22 protein-coding genes are annotated in these 21,502 nt (G+C 69.8%); 16 read left to right on the top strand and 6 right to left on the bottom strand.

The features are described 5' to 3' along the window. The first annotated feature begins 23 nt into the window (after nt 1-23). Both MET9862_RS19335 and MET9862_RS19330 read left to right on the top strand, forming a co-directional pair. A complete protein-coding gene (locus MET9862_RS19335) occupies nt 24-311 on the top strand; it encodes a hypothetical protein (RefSeq protein WP_142584519.1) in 288 nt (95 codons plus the stop codon). 100 nt (nt 312-411) lie between these two features. Continuing rightward, complete coding sequence (locus MET9862_RS19330; RefSeq protein ID WP_244612806.1) at nt 412-1,323, top strand: DMT family transporter; 912 nt, start codon at nt 412-414, stop codon at nt 1,321-1,323. Between the two features lie 357 nt (nt 1,324-1,680). On the opposite strand, the gene cysN is transcribed toward MET9862_RS19330, so the two are convergent. From cysN to MET9862_RS19315, 3 genes are read right to left on the bottom strand one after another with little or no spacing between them, the layout of a single operon-like run. Beyond that, on the bottom strand, nt 1,681-3,087 hold the full coding sequence (gene cysN, locus MET9862_RS19325; RefSeq protein WP_142584518.1) for a sulfate adenylyltransferase subunit CysN: 1,407 nt from the start codon (nt 3,085-3,087) through the stop codon (nt 1,681-1,683). Beyond that, nucleotides 3,087-4,049, bottom strand: a complete 963-nt coding sequence (cysD, locus tag MET9862_RS19320; RefSeq protein WP_244612805.1) for a sulfate adenylyltransferase subunit CysD — start codon at nt 4,047-4,049, stop codon at nt 3,087-3,089. Before cysD ends, cysN begins: the two co-directional genes overlap by 1 nt. After that, the gene (locus MET9862_RS19315) at nt 4,046-4,840 is read right to left on the bottom strand and encodes a phosphoadenylyl-sulfate reductase (RefSeq protein WP_142584517.1); all 795 of its coding nucleotides are present in this window, start codon (nt 4,838-4,840) and stop codon (nt 4,046-4,048) included. Before MET9862_RS19315 ends, cysD begins: the two co-directional genes overlap by 4 nt. A gap of 202 nt (nt 4,841-5,042) precedes the next feature. Here MET9862_RS19315 and MET9862_RS19310 point away from each other — a divergent pair, with 202 nt between their 5' ends. The 4 genes from MET9862_RS19310 (at nt 5,043) to leuB (ending at nt 10,850) form a co-directional block, all read left to right on the top strand. Beyond that, the gene (locus tag MET9862_RS19310) at nt 5,043-5,558 is read left to right on the top strand and encodes an Lrp/AsnC family transcriptional regulator (protein ID WP_142584516.1); all 516 of its coding nucleotides are present in this window, start codon (nt 5,043-5,045) and stop codon (nt 5,556-5,558) included. 111 nt (nt 5,559-5,669) lie between these two features. Next, nucleotides 5,670-7,436, top strand: coding sequence for a diflavin oxidoreductase (locus MET9862_RS19305; RefSeq protein WP_142584515.1), 1,767 nt, complete (start codon nt 5,670-5,672; stop codon nt 7,434-7,436). A 302-nt stretch (nt 7,437-7,738) separates the two neighbouring features. Further along, on the top strand, nt 7,739-9,559 hold the full coding sequence (locus MET9862_RS19300; RefSeq protein WP_142584514.1) for an NADPH-dependent assimilatory sulfite reductase hemoprotein subunit: 1,821 nt from the start codon (nt 7,739-7,741) through the stop codon (nt 9,557-9,559). Between the two features lie 181 nt (nt 9,560-9,740). Continuing rightward, the gene (leuB, locus tag MET9862_RS19295) at nt 9,741-10,850 is read left to right on the top strand and encodes a 3-isopropylmalate dehydrogenase (RefSeq protein ID WP_142584513.1); all 1,110 of its coding nucleotides are present in this window, start codon (nt 9,741-9,743) and stop codon (nt 10,848-10,850) included. Between the two features lie 180 nt (nt 10,851-11,030). Here leuB and MET9862_RS19290 read toward each other — a convergent pair whose 3' ends face one another. After that, the gene (locus tag MET9862_RS19290) at nt 11,031-11,450 is read right to left on the bottom strand and encodes a hypothetical protein (RefSeq protein ID WP_142584512.1); all 420 of its coding nucleotides are present in this window, start codon (nt 11,448-11,450) and stop codon (nt 11,031-11,033) included. Between the two features lie 174 nt (nt 11,451-11,624). After that, nucleotides 11,625-12,521, bottom strand: coding sequence for a hypothetical protein (locus MET9862_RS19285; protein ID WP_244612804.1), 897 nt, complete (start codon nt 12,519-12,521; stop codon nt 11,625-11,627). Between the two features lie 350 nt (nt 12,522-12,871). On the opposite strand from MET9862_RS19285, the gene MET9862_RS19280 reads away from it, so the two are divergent. From MET9862_RS19280 to MET9862_RS29515, 6 genes are all read left to right on the top strand, one after another. After that, complete coding sequence (locus tag MET9862_RS19280; RefSeq protein WP_142584511.1) at nt 12,872-13,906, top strand: aspartate-semialdehyde dehydrogenase; 1,035 nt, start codon at nt 12,872-12,874, stop codon at nt 13,904-13,906. 163 nt (nt 13,907-14,069) lie between these two features. Continuing rightward, nucleotides 14,070-15,173, top strand: coding sequence for a hypothetical protein (locus tag MET9862_RS19275; RefSeq protein ID WP_142584510.1), 1,104 nt, complete (start codon nt 14,070-14,072; stop codon nt 15,171-15,173). Continuing rightward, the gene (locus MET9862_RS19270) at nt 15,170-15,889 is read left to right on the top strand and encodes a hypothetical protein (RefSeq protein ID WP_142584509.1); all 720 of its coding nucleotides are present in this window, start codon (nt 15,170-15,172) and stop codon (nt 15,887-15,889) included. Before MET9862_RS19275 ends, MET9862_RS19270 begins: the two co-directional genes overlap by 4 nt. A 23-nt stretch (nt 15,890-15,912) precedes the next feature. Next, nucleotides 15,913-16,596: a hypothetical protein gene (locus MET9862_RS19265; RefSeq protein WP_142584508.1), complete on the top strand. Its 684-nt coding sequence runs from the start codon at nt 15,913-15,915 to the stop codon at nt 16,594-16,596. Beyond that, nucleotides 16,571-16,771 (top strand): hypothetical protein, encoded by a 201-nt coding sequence (locus MET9862_RS19260; RefSeq protein ID WP_142584507.1) that lies wholly within the window; start codon nt 16,571-16,573, stop codon nt 16,769-16,771. Before MET9862_RS19265 ends, MET9862_RS19260 begins: the two co-directional genes overlap by 26 nt. Before the next feature lie 88 nt (nt 16,772-16,859). Next, a complete protein-coding gene (locus MET9862_RS29515; RefSeq protein ID WP_185156935.1) occupies nt 16,860-17,006 on the top strand; it encodes a hypothetical protein in 147 nt (48 codons plus the stop codon). On the opposite strand, the gene MET9862_RS19255 is transcribed toward MET9862_RS29515, so the two are convergent. Further along, on the bottom strand, nt 16,998-17,648 hold the full coding sequence (locus MET9862_RS19255; RefSeq protein ID WP_142584506.1) for a CatB-related O-acetyltransferase: 651 nt from the start codon (nt 17,646-17,648) through the stop codon (nt 16,998-17,000). The two genes, MET9862_RS29515 and MET9862_RS19255, sit on opposite strands and share 9 nt — an antisense overlap. A gap of 250 nt (nt 17,649-17,898) precedes the next feature. Between MET9862_RS19255 and rimP the strand changes: the two genes are divergently transcribed. From rimP to MET9862_RS19235, 4 genes are all read left to right on the top strand, one after another. After that, a complete protein-coding gene (gene rimP / locus MET9862_RS19250) occupies nt 17,899-18,663 on the top strand; it encodes a ribosome maturation factor RimP (RefSeq protein ID WP_142584526.1) in 765 nt (254 codons plus the stop codon). 122 nt (nt 18,664-18,785) lie between these two features. Beyond that, on the top strand, nt 18,786-20,405 hold the full coding sequence (gene nusA, locus MET9862_RS19245) for a transcription termination factor NusA (protein WP_142584505.1): 1,620 nt from the start codon (nt 18,786-18,788) through the stop codon (nt 20,403-20,405). Nucleotides 20,406-20,415: 10 nt separating this feature from the next. Beyond that, a complete protein-coding gene (locus tag MET9862_RS19240; protein WP_142584504.1) occupies nt 20,416-21,135 on the top strand; it encodes an RNA-binding protein in 720 nt (239 codons plus the stop codon). A gap of 176 nt (nt 21,136-21,311) precedes the next feature. Beyond that, on the top strand, nt 21,312-21,502 hold a 191-nt coding region (locus MET9862_RS19235), incomplete at its 3' end, for a translation initiation factor IF-2 associated domain-containing protein (RefSeq protein ID WP_142584503.1).

Raw genomic sequence — 21,502 nt, 5'->3', positions numbered from 1 at the left:
GCGTTTCCTCGGGCCTGACGACCATGCGACGCCTCCTCACGGGTGGCATCAAGGCGATCCTGGCGATCGCTGCCCTCTCCACCGCAGCCCATTGGGCCCTCCGCGTGCAGCGGGAGCCCGCCGCCACCGTCGCCCGGGCCCCGGCCGCGCCGGAGCCCGCCACCACGGGCTCGATCGAGCCGCGCAAGCTGGAGCGCCCGAGCGTGGCCGAGAGCCCGACCCGCGGCCTCGACCAGCAGCATCTCGGCGCGCTCATCGCCACCCATAGCGGCCCGGCGAAGGTGCAGAAGACGACCGCCAAGCAGCGCTGATCGGCCTCGACGCAGGTGAGCCCTGCACCGGGCAGCCTCGCCCGCGCCGCCATCCTCCGGTAGCGGAGCGGCGCGCAGTCGCCCGAGAGACCTTTCAGACGTGACCCAGGCAGAGGCCGAGACCGATCCCCGCGCGGTTCGCAACCGGCGGCTTCTCGGCATCGCGCTGATGTGCGGGGCGGTGATCTCCTTCGCGAGCCTCGACGCCTGCGGCAAGACCCTGGCGCGGCTCGGCGTCGATCCGCTGCTCAGCACCTTCATGCGCTACGCGGTGAACGTCGCGCTGATCACCCTGGTGCTGAACCCGGTGCGCCGGCCGGAGGTGGTGCGGAGCCGCCGCCTCGGCCTGCAGGTGGTGCGCTCGCTCCTCCTGTTCGGCACCACCGCGCTCAACTTCCTGGCCCTGCGCTACCTGCAGATGGCCGAGACGGTCTCGATCCAGTTCGCGGCGCCGCTGGCCGTGGCGCTGCTGGCGGGGCCGCTGCTCGGCGAGCGCTCGTCGCGCGAGCGGCTCGCGGCCATCGCGGTGGGCTTCCTCGGCGTGCTGGTGATCGTGCGGCCGGGCGTCGGCGACGTGCATCCGGCCGTGCTGCTCAGCCTCGGCAACATGGCCTGCTACGCCTTCTACGTGATCCTCACGCGCAAGCTCGCGGCCTACGATTCCACCGCGACGACGATGTTCTTCTCCGGGCTCGCCGGCCTCGCCGTGATGGCGCCGGCCATGCCCTGGCTCTGGACGACGCCGCAGAGCGGGCTGATCTGGGCCCTGCTGATCGGGATCGGCCTGCTCGGCACCTTCGGGCACTGGCTGCTGATCCTGGCCCATGCCCGGGCCCCGGCCAGCGTGCTGGCGCCCTTCATCTACACCCAGCTGATCTGGTCGGTGACGCTCGGCTTCGTCGTCTTCGGCGACGTGCCGAGCGGCTGGACGCTCGCCGGCGCCCTCGTGGTGATCGGCTCGGGCCTCTACCTGCTCGCGCAGGAGGCCCGGCGCCGGCCGCGGGTCGGCTGAGATCACCTGGAAGGGTTGGCCCGGCCCTTATGGCCGAGCACGACGCGCTCCCTCTCCCGTTCGGGAGAGGGTTGGGGTGAGGGATGAGAACGATCCGGAGAGGTCGCGACGGCGAGGCGGCCCCGGCTCTGCTCATTCTTGAGAGTTCTCGACCCTCACCCTGTCCCTCTCCCGAACGGGAGAGGGGACCCGCGCCTCACTCGGTAAGCGGCGCGCGGGGCAAGCTCGGCGAAGCGAGGGACACGCGGCCAAATCGACGCTCGGATAAGGGATCAAGCGGATTCGGCAGCAGACGCGAACGGCCCCTCCCCGGCTTGGGAAGGGGCCGCGCAGCGCGACTCGGATGCGGCGGAGGTCTCAGCCCCCGAACAGGCCCCGCAGCTTCACCAGGAGGCCGCGGGCCTCGGGCTTGGCGGCAGCGACCTCGGCCACCACCGGAGCGGCGCGCTTCGTCTCCGCAGGGCGCGGCGCCTGGACCAGGCCGAGCGCGGCCGTGTCGGTGGTCTCGCGGTCGATCAGGATGAGGCCGCCGGTCTCGCGGTTCTCGGCATAGGGGTCAAACGCCACCGGCCGGTCGAGGGTGATCGTCACGTCGGCGATGTCGTTGGCGGTGAGCTGCTCGGCCGGGCCCGGCTGCCCGGTCTCCGGGTCGATGCGGGTGCGGATCGCCGTGACGGTGGCGTTCGTCGTCACCGTGCCGATCTTGGCGAGCAGCGCGGCGCCGGGGGCGAGCGGGCTCTCGGAGGCCCAGAACAGGCGGACCTCCAGGGTGTTCGAGGCCTGGACCGGGCGGTCGGCGGCCGCGATCACGTTGCCGCGCGAGGCGTCGACCTGATCGGCGAGCACCAGCGTGACCGATTGGTCCTCGCCGGCCTCGGCGAGGTCGCCGTCGGCGGTGTAGATGCGCGCGACCGTCGAGGTCCGGCCGTTCGGCGCGATGACGACGCGGTCGCCCGGGCGCACCCGGCCCGAGGCGATGCGGCCCGAATAGCCGCGGAACTCGGAATTCGGCCGGTTGACCCACTGCACCGCCATGCGGAACGGAGCGGCGAGCGCCTCCTCGCGGATCGGCACCTCCTCGAGATAGGCGAGCAGCGTGCCGCCCTCGTACCAGGTGGCGGCGGTGCCCGGCAGGACGACGTTGTCGCCGTTCTTGGCCGAGAGCGGGATCGCCCGGATCTCGGAGAAGCCGAGATTTCGCGTGAAGGCGTTGAAGCCGGCCAGGATCTCCTCGAACTTGGTCTGCGACCAGCCGACGAGGTCCATCTTGTTCACCGCGAGCGCCACCCGCTTGATGCCGAGCATCGAGACGAGGAGCGCGTGCCGCCGCGTCTGCCGGGTGAGACCCTGGCGGGCGTCGACCAGGATCACGGCGAGGTCGGCCGTCGAGGCGCCGGTCGCCATGTTGCGGGTGTACTGCTCGTGGCCGGGCGTGTCGGCCACGATGAAGGAGCGCTTCTCGGTGGAGAAGAAGCGGTAGGCCACGTCGATGGTGATGCCCTGCTCGCGCTCGGCCTGGAGGCCGTCCACGAGGAGCGCCAGATCGACCTCCTCCCCTTGCGTGCCGTGCTTGCGCGAATCCCGCTGCAGCGCCGAGATCTGGTCGTCGAAGATCTGCTTGGTGTCGTGCAGCAGGCGCCCGATCAGGGTGGACTTGCCGTCGTCCACCGATCCGCAGGCGATGAAGCGCAGCACCTCCTTGCGCTGGTGGGCGGCGAGGAAGGCCTCGTAGCCGAAGGTTTCCGGCGACTGGTGAATCGTCATCAGAAATACCCCTCCTGCTTCTTGCGCTCCATCGCGCCCGCGCCGTCCTTGTCGATCACGCGCCCCTGCCGCTCCGAGGTCCGCGCGGCCAGCGTCTCGCCGATGATCTCCGGCAGCGTCGTGGCGGGGCTCTCGAAGGCGCCGGTGAGCGGGTAGCAGCCGAGCGTGCGGAAGCGGACCTGGCGCATCTGCGGGGTCTCGCCCGGCTCCAGCGGCAGGCGCTCGTCGTCCACCATGAGGAGCTGGCCGTCGCGCTCGACGACGGGACGCTCCTTGGCGAAGTAGAGCGGCACGATCGGGATGTTCTCCTGCTCGATGTAGAGCCAGATATCGAGCTCGGTCCAATTGGAGAGCGGGAAGACGCGCAGGGATTCACCGCGCTTCTTCTTCATGTTGTACAGGTGCCAGGGCTCGGCGCGCTGGCGCTTGGGGTCCCAGCGGTGCTGCGCGGTGCGCAGGCTGACGATGCGCTCCTTGGCGCGGCTCGCCTCCTCGTCGCGCCGCGCGCCGCCGAAGGCCGCGTCGAACTTGTGCTTGTCGAGCGCCTGACGCAGCGCCTGCGTCTTCATCACGTCGGTATGCACCTCGGAGCCGTGGCTGATCGGGCCGACGCCCCGGGCGAGCCCGTCGGGGTTGGTATGCACCAGAAGGTCGAGGCCGAGCTCCTTCGCCCGCTGGTCGCGGAAGGCGATCATCTCGCGGAACTTCCAGGTCGTGTCGACGTGGAGCAGCGGGAAGGGCAGCCGGCCCGGCGCGAAGGCCTTGAGCGCGAGGTGCAGCAGGACCGAGGAATCCTTGCCGATCGAGTAGAGCATCACCGGATTCTCGGTCTCGGCGACCGTCTCCCGGAAGATGTGGATGCTCTCCGCCTCCAGGCGCTGCAGATGCGTCAGCCGGTGGTGGCGCTGGGCCTCGCTCAGTTCCTGGGTCAGCGCGGCTCTCGCCGAGGAAGCGGCGCTCATCGGGCCATCTCCAAATTCCGTGAGGTGTCGGGTTCGAATGCGGCGGCCTCGCGGCCGGGCTGCACGGAGGCTTCCGGGCGCCCGATATGGAGGCCGCATTCCTTCTTCTCTTCCTGCTCCCACCACCAGCGGCCGGCGCGCTCGGGCTCGCCGACGCGCACGGCGCGGGTGCAGGGGGCGCAGCCGATCGAGGGGAAGCCGCGGTCGTGGAGCGCGTTGTAGGGCACGTAATTGTCCCGCACGAAGCGGTCCACGTCCTCGCGCGACCAGTCGGCCAGCGGGTTCAGCTTGATCAGGTTGCGCTCGGCATCGAAGCTGGCGAGCGGGGTGGCGGCGCGGTTGGCCGACTGGCCGGCCCGCAGGCCGGTGAGCCAGCCGCGCGCGCCCGCAAGTGCCCGGCCGAGCGGCTCGACCTTGCGGAAGCCGCAGCAGGCCTGCCGCGCGGCGACCGAGTGGCGGAAGCCGTTGATGCCCTCGTCCGCCACGAAGCGCTCCTCGGCCTCGCGCTCCGGCACGTAGGCGCGGATGCGGATGCCGTAGGCGGATTCGGTCTCGGCCCAGACGTCGTAGGTCTCGGGGAAGAGCCGGCCGGTATCGAGGGTGACGATCTCCGTGCGGCCCTTGGCCAGCGCGATGGCGTGGGTCAGCACCTGGTCCTCGATGCCGAGACTCGTCGTGAAGACGAGGCGGCCGGGCAGCTCGGCCTCGATCAGCCGGATCCGGCCGGCGAGGTCACGCTCCCGCATGGCGGCGGCGAGGGCGTCCGCAGCCTGTGAATCCAAGGTGTGCATGGTGTGTCGGGTGAAAAACTGCATTTGGTGTCTTCAGAAATGTTCGCTATAACGAACGAAGTCAAGGCGGGGGCGCCTTGCAAGCGGTGCATCCGGCATCGCAGCGAAGGGTGAAGGCGCAACGGAGGCCGTCCGGCCGGGTTCCGCCTCAGGGAAGATCCTTCTCGCAGGCTGGCCCCTCCCCTCTCTCGCAGGAGGCTCCGTGGATTCGATTGACCTGAAGATCCTGGCACTGCTTCAGACGGACGCGACGCTGTCGATCGCGGCGATCGGCGAGCGGGTGGGCCTGTCGCAGACGCCGTGCTGGAAGCGCATCCAGCGCCTGGAAGCGGATGGGGTGATCGACCGGCGGGTGGCCGTGCTCGATCCGGTCAAGCTCGGCCTCGGCCTGACGGTGTTCGTCTCCATCGAGACCGCCGACCATTCGCGCGACTGGCTGGAGCGCTTCGCCGAGACCGTCGCCTCCATGCCGGAGGTGCTGGAATTCTACCGGATGGCCGGCGACGTCGACTACATGCTGCGCGTGGTGGTGGCCGACATGCAGGCCTACGACGCCTTCTACAAACGGCTGATCGCCACGCTGCCGCTCAAGAACGTCACCTCGCGCTTCGCCATGGAGAAGGTGAAGTCAACCACCGCCCTGCCCCTGCCCGCGCCGCCCACCAACGGCCGCCATCTGCCGGGGACAGTCCCCTCGCTATCGGTGGTTGGAGAATGAAATTCTCTTTTGCATCGCAACAACAGACGGCTTCTTCTCTCGGCCTCCGGTTCTATAAAAAGAACGTTCCCCGTTGACAGAAGCCTCACCGCCGACGACATGGTTCCCCTGATGTCACGCCCTGCCCTCCTCCCCCGAACCGCGCCTTTCGCCGACAGCGAGCGCGCCAGTCTCGACGCCGTGCTCGGCACGGCGACGCCCATCCAGCGTGCCTGGCTCGCCGGCTTCCTCGCGGGGCTCGACGCCGCGGGCGGCCAGCCCGCCGCCGTCCCGGCCGCTCCGCCGAAGGCCGCCGAGCCGCTGACGATCCTCTACGCCAGCGAATCGGGGAACTCGGAGAAGCTCGCCGGCGATGTGGGCAAGCTCGCGCGCAAGCAGGGCTTCAAGCCGAAGGTGGTGGATTTCGCCGATCTCGACGTGGCGACCCTGCCGAAGGCCGGCAAGATCGTGGCCATCGCCGCCACCTGGGGCGAGGGCGAGCCCCCGGCCCGCGCCGTGCGGGCCTATGGCGAGCTGATGGGTGATTCGGCTCCCCGTCTCGACGGCGTCGAATTCGCGGTCCTGGCTCTCGGCGACACCAGCTACGTGGAGTTCTGCGCCATCGGCAAGGCGCTCGACGCGCGGTTCGAGGCGCTGGGGGGCAAGCGCGCGGCCGAGCGCGCCGACCTCGACCTCGATTTCGAGAAGCCCGCCGCCGACTGGATCAAGGGCGCGCTGCAGGCGCTGGCCCCGGCCGCCGCCGACAACGTGGTGGCGGTCGATTTCGCCCGCGCCGGGGCGGCCGAGGACGACGAGGCCGAGCCGAGCCGCGAGCCGGTCGTGGTCGAGGTCGTCGACCACGTGAATCTCAATTCCTCGCGATCGAACAAGGAGACGATCCACCTCGCCCTCGCCTTCGAGGACGGGGCCCCGGCCTATGAGCCGGGCGACTCGCTCGAGATCTATCCCGAGAACGATCCGCAGCTCGTCGAGGAGATCCTGAAGGCCGCGGGCCTCGAAGGGGACGAGGCCCTGCGCAAGGCGCTGCTGGCCGAGCGCGACGTCACCACCCTCTCGGCCGCCACCGTCGAGCGCTTCGTGAAGGCCACGGGCCATGCCGAGGCGCAGAAGCTGATCGAGAGCGGCGAGGTCCGCGCCTGGATCGAGGGCCGCCACCTCATCGACCTGATCGAGACCTACCCGGCCAAGCTCTCGGCCGAGCACCTCACCACCATCACCCGGCCGCTGCCGCCGCGGGCCTACTCGATCGCCTCCTCGCGCAAGGAAGTCGGCGACGAGGTCCACCTGACCATCGCGGCGGTGCGCTACGAGACCCATGGCCGCGCCCGCTCCGGCGTCGCCTCGGTCCACGTGGCCGACCGCATCCGCAACGGCGCGAAGCTCCGCGTCCGCGTGAAGCCGAACCGCCATTTCCGCCTGCCGGCCGACCCGGCCACCGACATCATCATGGTCGGGCCCGGCACCGGCGTGGCGCCCTTCCGCGCCTTCGTGCAGGAGCGCCGTGCCGTCGAGGCGCCCGGCCGCTCGTGGCTGTTCTTCGGCGACCGCCAGTTCACCCACGACTTCCTGTACCAGCTCGAGTGGCAGGAGGCCCTGGAGGACCGCTCGCTGACCAAGATCGACGTCGCCTTCTCCCGCGACCAGCCCGAGAAGATCTACGTGCAGGACCGGATCCGCGAGAACGCCAAGGACCTCGTCGCCTGGCTCGACGGCGGCGCCCATCTCTATGTCTGCGGCGACGCCAAGAACATGGCCCGCGACGTGCGCGCCGCGGTGGTGAGCGCCTACGAGACCGTGAAGGGCCTGAGCCCCGCCGAGGCCGAGGCGCAGGTCGCCGGGCTCGAGCGGAGCCACCGCTACCAGCAGGACGTTTACTAGCTTTCCCTTTCCCGCTTCCGCGGGTGAGGACGGCTTCGGGCTGGCCCGGGGTCGTGCACGGACAATGGGTTGGAGCAGGATGGGGCGCGGGTCCCCTCTCCCGTGCGGAGAGGGACAGGGTGAGGGATCCAGGTCTGTCCGGTGAGGGCTCATCCCTCACCCCAACCCTGTCCCGCACGGGAGAGGGGGCCTGTCGCGGATCCTTTCGAAACCCGGAGCCGCCGCTTTTCCGTCCCGCCCCGCCCGGCAACCCTCCCCGCCTCAGGGGGAGGGAGACGCGTTCAGACAGTCGGATACATCCCATGGACGACCACAGCCCCCGCGACGACGCCGACGCCCCCACCGAGCGCGTCTACGAGACGCCGCCCACCGAGCGGCCGATCACCGAGGCCGAGGCCGCACGCGCGGCCCAGCTCGCGGCCAACGAGCACATCAAGATCGCGAGCGGCTATCTCCGCGGCACCCTCGCCGACGGCCTCCTCCAGCACGCCACCGGGGCGATCTCGGAGGATGACGGACAGCTCGTGAAGTTCCACGGGATGTATCTGCAGGACGATCGCGACATCCGGGCCGAGCGCACCAAGAAGAAGCTCGAGAAGGCCTACAGCTTCATGATCCGCCTGCGCATCGCCGGCGGCGTCGTCACCCCGAAGCAGTGGCTGATCCTCGACGACATCGCGACGACCTACGCCAACGGGACGCTGCGCGCGACGACGCGCCAGACCTTCCAGTATCACGGCGTGATCAAGTCGAACCTGAAGCGCACGATGGCGGCGATCGACGCGGCTTTGCTCGACACCATCGCGGCCTGCGGCGACGTCAACCGCAACGTCATGGCCGCGACGAACCCGGCCCAGACGGGTGCCCACAAGGCGGCCTACCAGCTCGCCAAGGACATCTCCGACTCGCTCCTGCCGAAGACCAATGCCTGGCGCGAGATCTGGCTCGACGGCGAGCGCGTGGTCGGCGGCGAGGACGCGGCCGAGGTCGAGCCGGTCTACGGCAAGACCTACCTGCCGCGGAAGTTCAAGACGGTGGTCGCGGTGCCGCCCTCCAACGAGGTCGACATCTTCGCCCACGATCTCGGATTCATCGCGATCCTGGACAAGAAGAACAAGCTCACCGGCTGGAACGTCACCGTCGGCGGCGGCATGGGCATGACCCACGGCGAGCCCGACACCTTCCCGCGCACCGCCGACGTGATGTGCTTCGTGAAGCCCGAGGACGCGCTCAAGGCCGCCGAGGCGGTGATGACGGTCCAGCGCGACTGGGGCAACCGCAAGAACCGCAAGAACGCCCGCCTGAAATACACGATCGAGCGCTACGGCCTCAAAGCCTTCCGCGCCGAGGTGGAGAAGCGCGTCGGCAAGCCGCTCGCCGATCCGAAGCCCTTCACCTTCACCGGCAACGGCGACCGCTACGGCTGGGTCGAGGGCGAGGATGGGCGCCACCACCTCACCCTCTACGTGCCCTCGGGCCGCATCAAGGACATCGCGGGCGGCCCGCGCTTCCTCTCGGGCCTGCGCCGCATCGCGGAGGTGCACGAGGGCGATTTCCGCCTGACCGGCAACCAGAACGTGATCATCGCCAACGTGCCCGCGGCCAGGAAGGCGGAGATCGACGCGCTCGTCGACGAGTACGGCCTGACCAAGGATGCCGGCGCGCTGCGCCGCAACTCGCTCGCCTGCGTCGCCCTGCCGACCTGCGGCCTGGCGCTTGCCGAGAGCGAGCGCTACCTGCCCGATCTCGTCTCCGAGCTGGAGGAGAGCCTCGCGAGCCACGGCCTTCAGGACGAGGACATCACCATCCGCTCGACCGGCTGCCCGAACGGCTGCGCCCGGCCCTTCATCGCCGAGATCGGCCTCGTCGGCCGCGGTCCCGAGCGGTACCACCTCTATCTCGGCGCCGCCTTCGACGGGTCGCGCCTGAGCAAGCTCTACCGCGAGGACGTGACCGCGGGCGAGATCCGCACCACCCTCGATCCCCTCTTCGCGGATTACGCGAAGGGCCGGCAGCCGGGCGAGCATTTCGGCGACTACCTGATCCGCGCCGGCCACGTCGCCCGCACGACCAACGGGCCGGACTTCCACCTGCGCACCGGCGCGCTGAAGCCGGCGGCCTGATCCTCCCCGCGCCCCGCTCCGGCGGGGCGCGCACTTCGCAGTCCTGTCCGACCAGCGCGGGATCGCCCTCCCCCCTCTGCGGAGGAGGGAGAGTGAGCAGGATCCCCGTCCCGCTTGCCAAGCGGCCGGGCGCCTCGATACAGCCGCGGGCGAAGTAATCCGCGTGACGAGACGAGCGCCCATGGCCAGCTACAACCTCCTGCTCCTGCCCGGCGACGGGATCGGCCCCGAAGTGATGGCCGGCGTCGAGACGGTGCTCGCCGCCCTCAAGGAGACGGGCATCGCCAGCTTCGAGACCGAGACCGACCATGTCGGCGGCTCGGCCATCGACGTGCACGGCAAGCCGCTCGCCGACGCGACGCTGGCCCGCGCCAAATCCGCCGACGCCATCCTGCTCGGCGCGGTCGGCGGGCCGAAATGGACCGGCGTCGCCTACGACATCCGGCCCGAGGCGGGGCTGCTGCGCCTGCGCAAGGATCTCGGCCTGTTCGCCAATCTGCGCCCGGCGATCTGCTACCCGGCGCTGGCCGATGCCTCGGCGCTCAAGCGCGAGCTGGTCGAGGGCCTCGACATCATGATCGTGCGCGAGCTCACCGGCGGCGTCTATTTCGGCGAGCCGAAGGAGATCACCGTGCTGCCGGACGGCTCGAAGCGGGCCGTCGACACCCAGGTCTACACCACGGGCGAGATCGAGCGGATCGCCCATGTCGCCTTCGACCTGGCGCGCAAGCGCTCCGGCCGCGTCGCCTCGGCCGAGAAGAACAACGTGATGAAGTCCGGCGTCCTCTGGAAGGAGGTCGTCACGCAGGTCCACGCGCAGCACTACACGGATGTGGAGCTGGAGCACGTGCTCGCCGACAACTGCGCCATGCAGCTCGTGCGGCGGCCGAAGCAGTTCGACGTGCTGGTGACCGACAACCTGTTCGGCGACGTGCTCTCGGATGTCGCCGCCATGCTCACCGGCTCGCTCGGCATGCTGCCCTCGGCCTCGCTGGGCGCGGCGGAGGATGGCGGCCTGCGCAAGGCGCTGTACGAGCCCGTGCACGGCTCGGCTCCCGACATCGCGGGCGCCGACAAGGCGAACCCGATCGCGATGATCGGCTCGCTCGCCATGTGCCTGCGCTATTCCTTCGGCCTCGGCGAGGCGGCGGACCTGATCGAGCGCGCCATCACCGACACGCTCGCCGCCGGCACCCGCACTGCCGACATCGCGACGGACGGCGCCCAGGCGGTCGGCACCAAGGCCATGGCCGAGGCGATCGCGGCGGCTCTGCGCGCCCGCGCGGCCTGAATCCGGGTGTCGAGAGGGGTCACCCCTCTCGCGGGTCCAGGGCAGAGCCCTGGTCTCTGCCGGGGCTTTTCCCCGGCACCCCACCAAAGGGATGATCCCTTTGGGAACCCGGATCTTGAACGAGAAAGGGGCGCGCGGCCCTCGCCGCGCGCCCCTGTTCGTATCGGGTGAGGGTCGCGATCAGTACGGGTTGCCGTAGCGCGCCACGTAGGAGGTCGGGTCGATCGCGTCGATCGCCGAGAAATCGACGTTGCGGATCGCCGACGAGCGGGCGCCGATGAACGGGCCGTTGGTGATCGGGTCGGGCAGGATGCCGCCGCCGAAGCGGTCGTTGCGACCATAGACCGGGTTCAGCGCGTTGGACTGCGCGATCAGCACCGGATTGGTGGCCGGGTTCGAGACGGAGCCGTTGCCGGGTTCGACCACGTTGCCGGCATCGAGCCAGCTGCGCGGGCGGATGCGGATCGGCAGCGGACGGCTGACGCGGTAGTAGCCGGCGCCGGGGGCGTAGCCGTCCTGCGCCTCAGCGGGGGCCGGTGCGGCAAGGCCGAGGCCGGTCACGGCGAGGGCGCCCAGGAGGGCGATCTGGATCGAGCGCATGTCGCACCTTGATTGAAGCCGGGATAATCGTGGCGCCGATGCGTTAACAATCCGCGCCGCATTCTTGTGGAGTAGACGCCTGAGCGTTGCCGTTTGTTCCGCTCGCACGGCCGAGCTAACATGGTTTCGCCCAGGAATCGCCTCAATTTTTGTTTCCCGCCCGTCGCTCCGGGCTCAGCCGCGCGAGCCTGCGGCCGGACGGCGCCCGCGGATCGATCCCGTGCGCCCGGCCGCCTCCGCCGCGGCATTGGGGCGGACGGTGCCGCAGGCCGGATCGCGCCTCGTCTCCGCCTCGCGGAACAGGGCCGCCGCCGGCTCCTCCCCGCCTTCCAGGGTCAGGCCGTCGAGGGCGCAGGCGAGCGCCCGCGGCTCCGGCGGCTGGCCGAGGGGCGCGCAGAGCCAGCCGTCGATCCGCGCCGGCGCGGCCTCCAGGGTCATGAAGCCGGTGCAGATCCGGCGCGCGTCGCCCGCGAGCGTCGCCTCAAGGGTCTCGACCGCACCGAATTTGGTGGCGATCCGGCCCCGCGCCCCGGTTCGGATCACCGCCAGCGCCGGCCCGTCCGCGGCGCGGCGGGCGAGGGTCACGAACAGGCTCGGCGGCGCCTCCGTGCCGGCGTCGCGGGTCAGGGTCAGCCGCAGGGAGGGCGACTCGATCGCCGCGAACGCGCCGCGCGCCACCACCTCCTCGCGCAGGCCCGTCGCCGGGTTGAGGCGTGCCGGCTCGATCCGCACCGGGTCGAGCCCATCGGGATCGGCGAGCGCCAGTCGACCGGAGAGCGGCGGCAGGGCGGGCCGCGCGGGCGCGGCCGGGGTCGAGGGCACGAAGGGCGGCTCCGCCGCCATATGGGCCGCCATGTCGGCCGTCATGCCGGTCACCTTGTCGGCCACCACGTCCGACCGCTCCGGCGCCGCCGCCGGTGCCCGCCGCAGGGCGCCCTGCGCGACGAGGCTGAGCGCCGCGATGGCGGCGGAGGCGGCGGCGAGCCGGAGGGTGAGCGACAGGACCGGCACCCGGCGCCGATCGGCCGCGCCCTCCCCTGTCGGATCCTCGAACCTGTGCTCGCCCAGCATCGCGGCCTTGTCGCGTCCTCCGGCGGGACGGCCCCGCCGCCGGTGAGCATGCCGCGGCGGCGCCGAGCGAAGGGTTTCCGACGGGCGGGCGGCGCGGCGCTTTCTCCCGCTCTGGTGAATCCTCCGTTGCCGGATCGGCGAACCGCCTGTCCTGTTTCGTGCGCGCCCTTGACAGGGGCGGGAACCGAGCGTCTTGCTCGGGCCGGCCGCCGGCCCCACCTGCCCCGTCAGGTCGGGCCCGCCCGGCCATGCCCGGATTCGGGCAACGATCCGTGCCGGCCCGCCAGGCGCGAGGCCGCCGGGACCGAAGGATCGCCGCGGACGGATCGTCGGACAGCGGAGAGGTTGAGATGGGCTACAAGGTTGCCGTCGTCGGCGCCACGGGCAACGTGGGCCGCGAGATGCTGGACATTCTGGCCGAGCGGGCATTCCCCGCCGACGAGGTCGTCGCGATCGCCTCGCGCCGCAGCCAGGGCCAGGAGGTCTCCTTCGGCGACAAGATCCTGAAGGTCAAAGCCCTCGACACCTACGACTTCTCCGACACCGACATCTGCCTGATGTCGGCCGGCGGCGAGGCCTCCAAGGAGTGGAGCCCCCGCATCGGGCAAGCCGGCTGCGTGGTGATCGATAACTCGTCGGCCTTCCGCTACGACGCCGACGTGCCCCTGATCGTGCCGGAGGTGAATGCCGACGCGGTGGCGGGCTTCACCAAGCGCAACATCATCGCCAATCCGAATTGCTCGACGGCCCAGCTCGTCGTGGCGCTGAAGCCGCTCCACGATGCGGCCGGCATCAAGCGCGTGGTGGTCTCGACCTACCAGTCCGTCTCCGGCGCCGGCAAGGATGCCATGGACGAGCTGTTCAACCAGACCCGGGCCGTGTTCACGGCTGGCGAGGTGACGAACGCCAAGTTCACCAAGCGCATCGCCTTCAACGTCATCCCGCACATCGATGTGTTCATGGAGGATGGCTACACGAAGGAAGAGTGGAAGATGGTCGCCGAGACCAAGAAGATGCTCGACCCGAAGATCAAGCTCACGGCCACCGCCGTGCGGGTGCCGGTCTTCATCGGCCACGCCGAATCGGTGAACGTCGAGTTCGAGCGTCCGATCACCCCCGAGCAGGCCACCGAGATCCTGCGCGCGGCTCCGGGCGTGCTCGTGGTCGATAAGCGCGAGAACGGCGGCTACATCACCCCGCACGAGGCGGCCGGCGAGGACGCGACCTACATCTCCCGCATCCGCGAGGACGCGACCGTGGAGAACGGCCTCGCCTTCTGGTGCGTCTCGGACAACCTCCGCAAGGGCGCGGCGCTGAACGCCGTGCAGATCGCCGAGGTGCTGATCAACCGCAAGCTCCTCGGGAAGGCGAAGCAGGCCGCCTGATCCGATCGGGCCCGCGCCGAGGCGCCGGGCCAGCCACACCGAACCGACGCCGTCCCGCTCGCGGGGCGGCGTTTTTCTTTGCCGGCACACTAGGAAAGAAGACTGGATATTCGTGGTTTGTTCTGGTATTTGATCCTAATCAAGGTCGATTCGGATCGGTGCGATGGCGAGACAACCACGGGTCGGTGACGAAGTCCGAAGCCTGAGGGGCCTGCTGGCCGGGCTGTCCCTGGAGACGAAGCTGCTCCGCCTCGAGCACAGCCTGCGGCGGAAGGATTGGTCGGACCAGCCGCGCGCGCCGGCCGGACAGTCGAATGGCGGGCAGTGGGTCGCCGAGGGTGGTGGGCGCGACGGAGGGCGGACGCTCCCCGACGACGCGCTGCCGCTGATCAGGCCGCAATGGGCGCAGCTCCCCGGCGCCCAGCCGACGCAGACCCGCGAGGAGACGCTCCTCGACGACGGCACCCGCGTCCTGTCGATCCGCATCCATGCGGGCCGGCGCGACTTCGACGAGCAGCACACGGTCACCGCGCCGGACGGCGAGAGCCGGATCTTCGAGACCTCCGGCGCGACGCAGACCATCCGGGACGGCGTCTCGGGCGACGTGCTCTCGCGCAGCACGTTCACCGCGAGCGGTACCGAGCCGGATGCAACGGTTCAGCCCGCTTTCATGCCGGCTCTCGTGCCGGCCGCGGTGGCAGCCGTCCAAGCCCTGCGGACGATCGAACTCGGCGCGCTCCTCGCCACGGTCCTGTTCGCGCGCAAGGGCGGGTTCGGAACCGTCCTCGGCATGACGGTGCAGGAATACGAGGCGTCTCCTGAGAAGGCTCCCGTCACGGTCACCTGGGTCGGTCAGCCGAGCCAGTCCGATTTCCACGCTGCCTGCCCGCGGTACGGCTACGTGATGGAACTGACGGACCGGGTGACGGCTCGGGTCAAGGCAACTGGGCTTTATCCAACGAAGCAGCTGCTTGGAACGCGCATCCACTTCGAGATCGCGGAGGAGGTTCGGGCTCTGCACGATGAAAATTTCGTCGCCGAGCTCTTCATTCCCGCGGCACTCGCTGCCGGCAGACCGCCTTCGAAGGGGTCGGTGCGGCTCGATCTACTGGAACGGGCCCGACCTGGAGTGGTCTGCATTTACGACTACAAGGTTGGAGATCGCGTTCTCGATGTAAAGCGTGCGCTCGATCTCGCCTTGATGGCAAAATTCAGATTTCGCGACACACGCCAGATCATGGTCATACAGGTGAAGCCTAACACATGACGAACGCTCGCCAAGTCAAAAAGCTCGTCGCGCCGCTCCTCGCGCGGAACCCGGATCTCATCCTGTCCGAGCACAAGACTCAGGGTTACGAACTCTGCCTGGTGCCGGTCCGGCATGTGCTGCGGCACATCTGGATCCAGCGGGTCTCGATGGCGAACCATTTCGGTCTGCAGTTTCAGGTCACGGAGATGTTCCGGCCGGAGCCGCACGATCCCATGACCTTCGGCTGGTGCTTCGATCTGGTCGGCCGCTCGCCGCTGACGCATCCACCCGGAACGGGCGGGTGCTGGTACTGGGCCGACCCGACCATGGCGGCCGATTTCGTGGTCCAGATCGAGGAGCGGGTGCTGCCGGTCCTGCGCCCGCTCGACACCGTGGAGGCCTTCATCGCCTACGCGCGGCAGCACCGGGAATGGGCCTGGAGCGGCGACTTCACGTGCCGCACGATCATGGAGATCGTGCTCGGCAATCTGGAGGCGGCCCGGGCCATCTGGGCAGAGAACGGGGGCTGGTTCGTCCCGGGCAACAGGCCTCCTGGCAACCCCGGCGATGATCCGGCCTTCGACCGCTACTGCGCCTTGGGCGCGGCGTTGATGGCCGACGACCGGGCGGAACTGGCGCGCCTGCTCCACGCCTGGGAGGGGGAGTGGGTCGCTGCCCGCAAGCTCTCGGCCCATTGGCAGCCGACGCCCTTCCCGTTCGAGCGCGCGATCTGATCCAGCTGGCCGGGGCCACGCACATGACGAACGCCAAGCAGAAGACGTGGCTCTTTCGCGCGTTGCTGGAGCGCAATCCGGATCTTTTCCAGGCCCATCCACACGCGATCTGGATCCGGCCGATCCGACATTTCATCGCTCAGGTCTGGGTCGAGCCCTGTCTCGATCCGAATGTATTCCAGCCGATCCTGAGTCTGACGCCTTTGTACTGGGGTGGGGGTTCAATTTACTCAGATAGGGGTAGTTTTTTCGAGAGATTCAGTCGTGAGCCTCGTCCGGCGCCGTTCACCAGAGAGTATTTTCTGCAGGTGGAATATTATCTGCGACCGGAGTTTCCTCAGCTTGCCGCGTGGGGGCGAACGATCGGCCCATGGGAATGGACCGTTCCCGAGATCGATCAGATCTTCACACGGGCCGTCGAGGAGCAGGTGTTGCCGCTGCTGCGCCCGATGGCGCTGGACCATCGTGCCTATCTGGCCTTCTATCACAGCTTCATCGTGCCCAACGGAAACCTGCACGTTGGGCAGCGCATGGCCGTCGCGCTCGCGGAGGGCGCTCTGGACGAGGCGCGCGCTGTCTTCGCCCGAGTCTGGGACTATCACGAGACGGATTATTTCGGAGACTACGAACCTCCGGATCCCCCCCGTTTATCCGAAGCGCGGCCGGCGCACGCGCAGCGCCATGGATGCATGGCACAAGGCCTGTGAATGCATCCGGTACTGGGCCGAGCGTCGCCGCTACCTCGAGATCGCCGAGCCGCTCCGCGCGGGTGACCGCGCCGCCATCGCGGCGATCCTGCATCGCTGGGAGGCCGAGGCCGCGCGCATCCACAAGGTCGAACGGTACTGGGAGCCGACGCCCTTCCCGATCGAGGACGGTTGATCTGACACGCGGATTTGTGGGCAAATTTCCCACACAGTCCGGAAACATGAACTCGGCACAAGGCGCCCTCCCCCCAGGACGCCCGCCCATGCCCGTGCCGAACCCGCCCCGCCCGCGCTTCCGCGAGATCTCGCTGCTCTGCCTGCTCGCCCTCTGGATCGCGGCCGTTCTCCGCGTCGAGCATGCGCCGCCCCTGACCCCGCCGGCCGTGCCCTACGCGAAGGCCTCACGCTGAGGCGGCTTCCTCCAGCCGGTCGACGCTGCCGTCGCTGATGGCGCCGAGGTTCCGGGTGATTCGCTCCGCGTCCCAGTCCCACCAGGCGATGCGCAGGAGCCGGGCGATGTCGGCCTCGGGGAAGCGCATCCGCACCACGCGGGCCGGGTTGCCGGCGACGATCGCGTAGGGCGGCACGTCCGCGCTCACCACCGACTTCGCTGCCACGACCGCGCCGTCCCCGATCGTGACGCCCGGCAGGATGGTCGCGTCGTAGCCGAGCCAGACGTCGTTGCCGATCACCGTGTCACCCCGGTTGGGGAACCGGCCCGCCGGCGCGTCGGCGGCCCAGGCGCCGCCGAAGATCACGAACGGATAGGTCGAGGGCGCGTCGAGGCGGTGGTTGCCGCCGTTCATCAGGATGCGCACCCCGGTCGCCAGCGCGCAGAACTTCCCGATGATCAGCCGGTCGCCCAGGAATGCGAAGTGGTAGAGGATGTTGTCGAGGAAGGCCTGCGGTCCGGCCGGGTCGTCGTAATAGCTGTAGGCGCCGACCGTGACGTTCGGCGGCAGATCGAGATTGCTCAGGAAGGCGACGCGCGGATGCGCCGCCAGCGGATGGAGGCGCGCGGGATCCGGGCCGGTGGCGTCGTCGTGGGGCATGCCTGCTCGCCTCTCTCGGGTCGGGAGGCGGCCCGATGGCAGGCCGGTCGGGCGGAAATGGGAAGCCTTCCGATCCGTCGAACTTGAACTTGCCCCGATCCGGCGTTATCTACGCGGCAACAGTTCTGATGGCAGTCGCGAGGCTGCGGTTCGGAGTGGGTCCCCCGGGGCCCGCTCTTTTTTATTGCCGCACCCCGCCGCCCCACGTCGCGCGCCCTCGAGGCGCCGGAGATCGACCAGCATGGCGGATATGGCGGAAGCCACCGAGAAGCGTCTCGTCAGCGAGAGCGGCGTCGCCGCGCGCGTCGTCCAGGTGATCGAGGGCGCGGTCGAGGGGCTCGGCTTCCGGCTCGTGCGGGTGAAGGTCACCTCCGGCGGCAATGCCACGGTGCAGATCATGGTCGAGCGGCCGGACGGCACCTGCGCCATCGAGGATTGCGAGGCGGTGAGCCGCACCATCTCGCCGCTCCTCGACCTCGACGATCCGGTGGGCGGCGCCTACAACCTCGAGATCTCCTCGCCCGGCATCGACCGGCCGCTGGTGCGGGTCTCGGATTTCGCCCGCTGGGCCGGCTACGAGGCCAAGGTCGAGCTCGCCCGTCCGCTGGACGGCCGCAAGCGCTTCCGCGGCATCATCGGCGAGCCGGACGCGGACGCGCGCACCGTGCCGATCGACCTGCCCGACGTGAAGGAGGGTCTGCCGAGCCGCATCGTGCTGCCGCTGGCCGACCTCGCCGAAGCCCATCTCGTCCTCACCGACGAGCTGATCCGCGAATCACTGCGCCGCGGCGGCCCGCCAGCCGAGGAGGAGCCGGAGGCAGACGACGAGCAGCAGGAGGAGGAGGCGACGCCGCAGGTGCGCTTCATCCCGGCCCCGAAGCGCCCGAAGCCGAAGGCCGACAAGCCCGTGAAGGCCAAGCCCGCCAAAGGGGCCGGCCCGAACAAGGGGCCCGGTCCGAAGAAGCCCGTGATCTCGAAGGCCGCCCGCCTCAAGGACCGCGATTCGCTCCACTAGAGCGCGCGTCCGCCGAAGCGGATCCGCTTCGGCGGACGCGTGCGCAGTGAAGACGTTGATTCCGTTTCCACGGACTGCCCCGGGCGGTCCGCACGTTTGACGAGTAGAAGGAACCTGAACCGATGGCCGTCGTCAGCGCCAACAGGCTCGAACTCCTCCAGATCGCCGACGCGGTCGCCCGCGAGAAGGTGATCGACCGCCAGATCGTCATCGAGGCGATGGAGGAGGCGATCGCCAAGGCCGCCCGCTCCCGCTACGGCGCCGAGACCGACGTCCACGCCGAGATCGACCCGAAGACCGGGGCGCTGCGCCTCTCCCGGCACCTGCTCGTGGTCGACCTCGTCGAGAACGATGCCCGCGAGATCACCCTCGACCAGGCCCGCCGCTACAATCCCGGGGCGCTGGTCGGCGACGTGATCTCCGACACCCTGCCGCCCTTCGATTTCGGCCGCGTCGCCGCCCAGTCGGCCAAGCAGGTCATCGTGCAGAAGGTGCGCGACGCCGAGCGCGACCGCCAGTACGAGGAGTACAAGGACCGCATCGGCGAGATCGTGAACGGCCTCGTCAAGCGCGTCGAGTACGGCAACGTCATCGTCGATCTCGGCCGCGGCGAGGGTATCGTGCGGCGTGACGAGATGATCCCGCGCGAGACCTTCCGCCCGGGCGACCGCATCCGCTCCTACCTGTTCGACGTGCGCCGCGAGGTGCGGGGCCCGCAGATCTTCCTGTCGCGCTCCCATCCCCAGTTCATGGCCAAGCTGTTCGGCCAGGAAGTGCCCGAGATCTACGACGGCATCGTCGAGGTGAAGGCGGTGGCCCGCGATCCGGGCTCGCGCGCCAAGATCGCGGTGATCTCCCGCGACGGCTCGATCGATCCGGTCGGCGCCTGCGTCGGCATGCGCGGCTCCCGCGTCCAGGCGGTGGTCGGCGAGCTGCAGGGCGAGAAGATCGACATCATCCCGTGGTCCGAGGACCAGGCGACCTTCATCGTGAACGCCCTCCAGCCCGCCGAGGTGGTGAAGGTGGTGCTCGACGAGGAGGCCGACCGCATCGAGGTGGTGGTGCCCGACGATCAGCTCTCGCTGGCCATCGGCCGCCGCGGCCAGAACGTGCGCCTCGCCTCGCAGCTCACCGGCTGGGACATCGACATCCTGACCGAGGCCGAGGAATCGGAGCGCCGCCAGAAGGAATTCGCCGAGCGCACCCAGATCTTCATGGAGGCGCTGGACGTGGACGAGACCGTCGGCCAGCTGCTCGCGGCCGAGGGCTTCCGCTCCGTCGAGGAGATCGCCTATGTCGAGCCGGGCGAGCTCGGCAACATCCAGGGCCTCGACGAGGAGACCGGCGCCGAGATCCAGGCCCGCGCCCAGGATCACCTCGCCCGTATCGAGCAGGAGCACGACGACCGCCGCCGCGAGCTCGGCGTCGCGGACGAGCTGCGCGAGATCGAGGGCGTGACCACGCCGATGCTGGTCGCCTTCGGCGAGAACGATGTGAAGACGATCGAGGACCTCGCCGGCTGCGCCACCGACGATCTCGTGGGCTACACCGAGGGCCGCGGGCCCGAGGCCGTGCGCCATGCCGGCTATCTCGACGGGTTCGACCTGTCGCGCGCCGAGGCCGAGGCCATGATCATGGCCGCCCGCCGCCATGCCGGCTGGGTGCAGGCGGAGCCGGAGGCCGAGGACGGTCAGGCCGAGGAAGGCCAGGCCGAGGGCGAATCCGCCGAGGCGCAGGCCTGAGGACGCTGCCATGGACGCCGCGACCGCGAACGAGGACGAGCTGGCGCTCGATGCGGGGCCCGGCGGCCGCGCGCCGCAGCGCACCTGCATCGTCACGCGCGCGGTCGCTGCGCCCGAATCGCTGATCCGCTTCGTGCTCGATCCCGAGGGCGTGGTGGTGCCGGACCTGCGCGGGCGGCTCCCCGGCCGCGGCGCCTGGGTCGACGCCCGGCGCGAGACGGTGGCCGAGGCGGTGCGCCGCCGGCAGTTCCAGCGGGCCTTCAAGGGCAAGGCGAAGGCCGTGCCCGAGGATCTCGCCGACCGGGTCGGCGCCGGCCTGCGGGCAGATCTGCGCCAGGCGCTGGCCCTCGCCAACAAGGCGGGCTGCGTCGTCACCGGCTTCGGCAAGGTCGAGGCGGCGATCGGGGGCGAGCCCGGCATCGCCGCCCTGTTCCACGCGGCGGAGGCGAGCGCGGACGGGCGGCGAAAGCTCGCTCAGGCGTTGCGCAGACGGCATGGCGACGCCATATCGCGGATCCCGGTCGTGGATGACCTGTCCGAGGACGAATTGGACATGGCCTTGGGTCGGGATCATGTGATACACGCTGCGCTGGTCGCAGGAGTCGGAGCCACCGGCTGCCTGGCGCGTTGGCGTCGGCTACGCTCCTTCGAGGGCGCCGGTACGGCGATCGAGGAGCCGGGCTTGGCCCGCGATGACGGGGGCGGCCCGCCCCCGCCGGAAGGTGCATAGGCCTTCCGGTGGTAGCGGGGTCGAGGCTCGCGGTCATTGCGGGACGCGACATCTTAGGAATTCTTGGCCGGATCCGTGGGCTCAAGCTCACCGCTTCCTGCTCAGGACGAGTCAGGTCGGCGTCCAAGGGGACGCCGGTTCACGGGACGATGGAAACCCTCAAGGGTTCGAACTGAATGAGCGATACGAACAACCCGGGCGACAAGACTCTGACGAAGGCACCCGCGAAGCCGCTGTCCCTCAAGCGGCCGATCGAGTCGGGCACCGTGCGCCAGAGCTTCTCCCACGGCCGGTCGAAACAGGTCGTGGTGGAGACGGTCAAGCGCCGCGTCATCGGCGCCACGCCCGGCACCCAGGCCCCCGCCCC

This window comes from Methylobacterium symbioticum (assembly GCF_902141845.1).
Lineage (GTDB): Bacteria > Pseudomonadota > Alphaproteobacteria > Rhizobiales > Beijerinckiaceae > Methylobacterium > Methylobacterium symbioticum.
Note: the sequence above shows the minus strand (reverse complement) of the source record. Positions and strands in the feature narration are given on the sequence as shown.

Excerpts from the sequence above, each read along its gene's own strand:
- MET9862_RS19335 (WP_142584519.1), top strand. The coding sequence starts at position 24 with ATGCGACGCCTCCTCACGGGTGGCATCAAGGCGATCCTGGCGATCGCT.
- cysN (WP_142584518.1), bottom strand. The coding sequence starts at position 3,087 with ATGACGATTCACCAGTCGCCGGAAACCTTCGGCTACGAGGCCTTCCTC.
- cysD (WP_244612805.1), bottom strand. The coding sequence starts at position 4,049 with ATGAGCGCCGCTTCCTCGGCGAGAGCCGCGCTGACCCAGGAACTGAGC.
- MET9862_RS19315 (WP_142584517.1), bottom strand. The coding sequence starts at position 4,840 with ATGCACACCTTGGATTCACAGGCTGCGGACGCCCTCGCCGCCGCCATG.
- MET9862_RS19305 (WP_142584515.1), top strand. The coding sequence starts at position 5,670 with ATGTCACGCCCTGCCCTCCTCCCCCGAACCGCGCCTTTCGCCGACAGC.
- MET9862_RS19300 (WP_142584514.1), top strand. The coding sequence starts at position 7,739 with ATGGACGACCACAGCCCCCGCGACGACGCCGACGCCCCCACCGAGCGC.
- leuB (WP_142584513.1), top strand. The coding sequence starts at position 9,741 with ATGGCCAGCTACAACCTCCTGCTCCTGCCCGGCGACGGGATCGGCCCC.
- MET9862_RS19290 (WP_142584512.1), bottom strand. The coding sequence starts at position 11,450 with ATGCGCTCGATCCAGATCGCCCTCCTGGGCGCCCTCGCCGTGACCGGC.
- MET9862_RS19285 (WP_244612804.1), bottom strand. The coding sequence starts at position 12,521 with ATGCTGGGCGAGCACAGGTTCGAGGATCCGACAGGGGAGGGCGCGGCC.
- MET9862_RS19280 (WP_142584511.1), top strand. The coding sequence starts at position 12,872 with ATGGGCTACAAGGTTGCCGTCGTCGGCGCCACGGGCAACGTGGGCCGC.
- MET9862_RS19275 (WP_142584510.1), top strand. The coding sequence starts at position 14,070 with ATGGCGAGACAACCACGGGTCGGTGACGAAGTCCGAAGCCTGAGGGGC.
- MET9862_RS19270 (WP_142584509.1), top strand. The coding sequence starts at position 15,170 with ATGACGAACGCTCGCCAAGTCAAAAAGCTCGTCGCGCCGCTCCTCGCG.
- MET9862_RS19265 (WP_142584508.1), top strand. The coding sequence starts at position 15,913 with ATGACGAACGCCAAGCAGAAGACGTGGCTCTTTCGCGCGTTGCTGGAG.
- MET9862_RS19260 (WP_142584507.1), top strand. The coding sequence starts at position 16,571 with ATGGATGCATGGCACAAGGCCTGTGAATGCATCCGGTACTGGGCCGAG.
- MET9862_RS29515 (WP_185156935.1), top strand. The coding sequence starts at position 16,860 with ATGCCCGTGCCGAACCCGCCCCGCCCGCGCTTCCGCGAGATCTCGCTG.
- MET9862_RS19255 (WP_142584506.1), bottom strand. The coding sequence starts at position 17,648 with ATGCCCCACGACGACGCCACCGGCCCGGATCCCGCGCGCCTCCATCCG.
- rimP (WP_142584526.1), top strand. The coding sequence starts at position 17,899 with ATGGCGGAAGCCACCGAGAAGCGTCTCGTCAGCGAGAGCGGCGTCGCC.
- nusA (WP_142584505.1), top strand. The coding sequence starts at position 18,786 with ATGGCCGTCGTCAGCGCCAACAGGCTCGAACTCCTCCAGATCGCCGAC.
- MET9862_RS19240 (WP_142584504.1), top strand. The coding sequence starts at position 20,416 with ATGGACGCCGCGACCGCGAACGAGGACGAGCTGGCGCTCGATGCGGGG.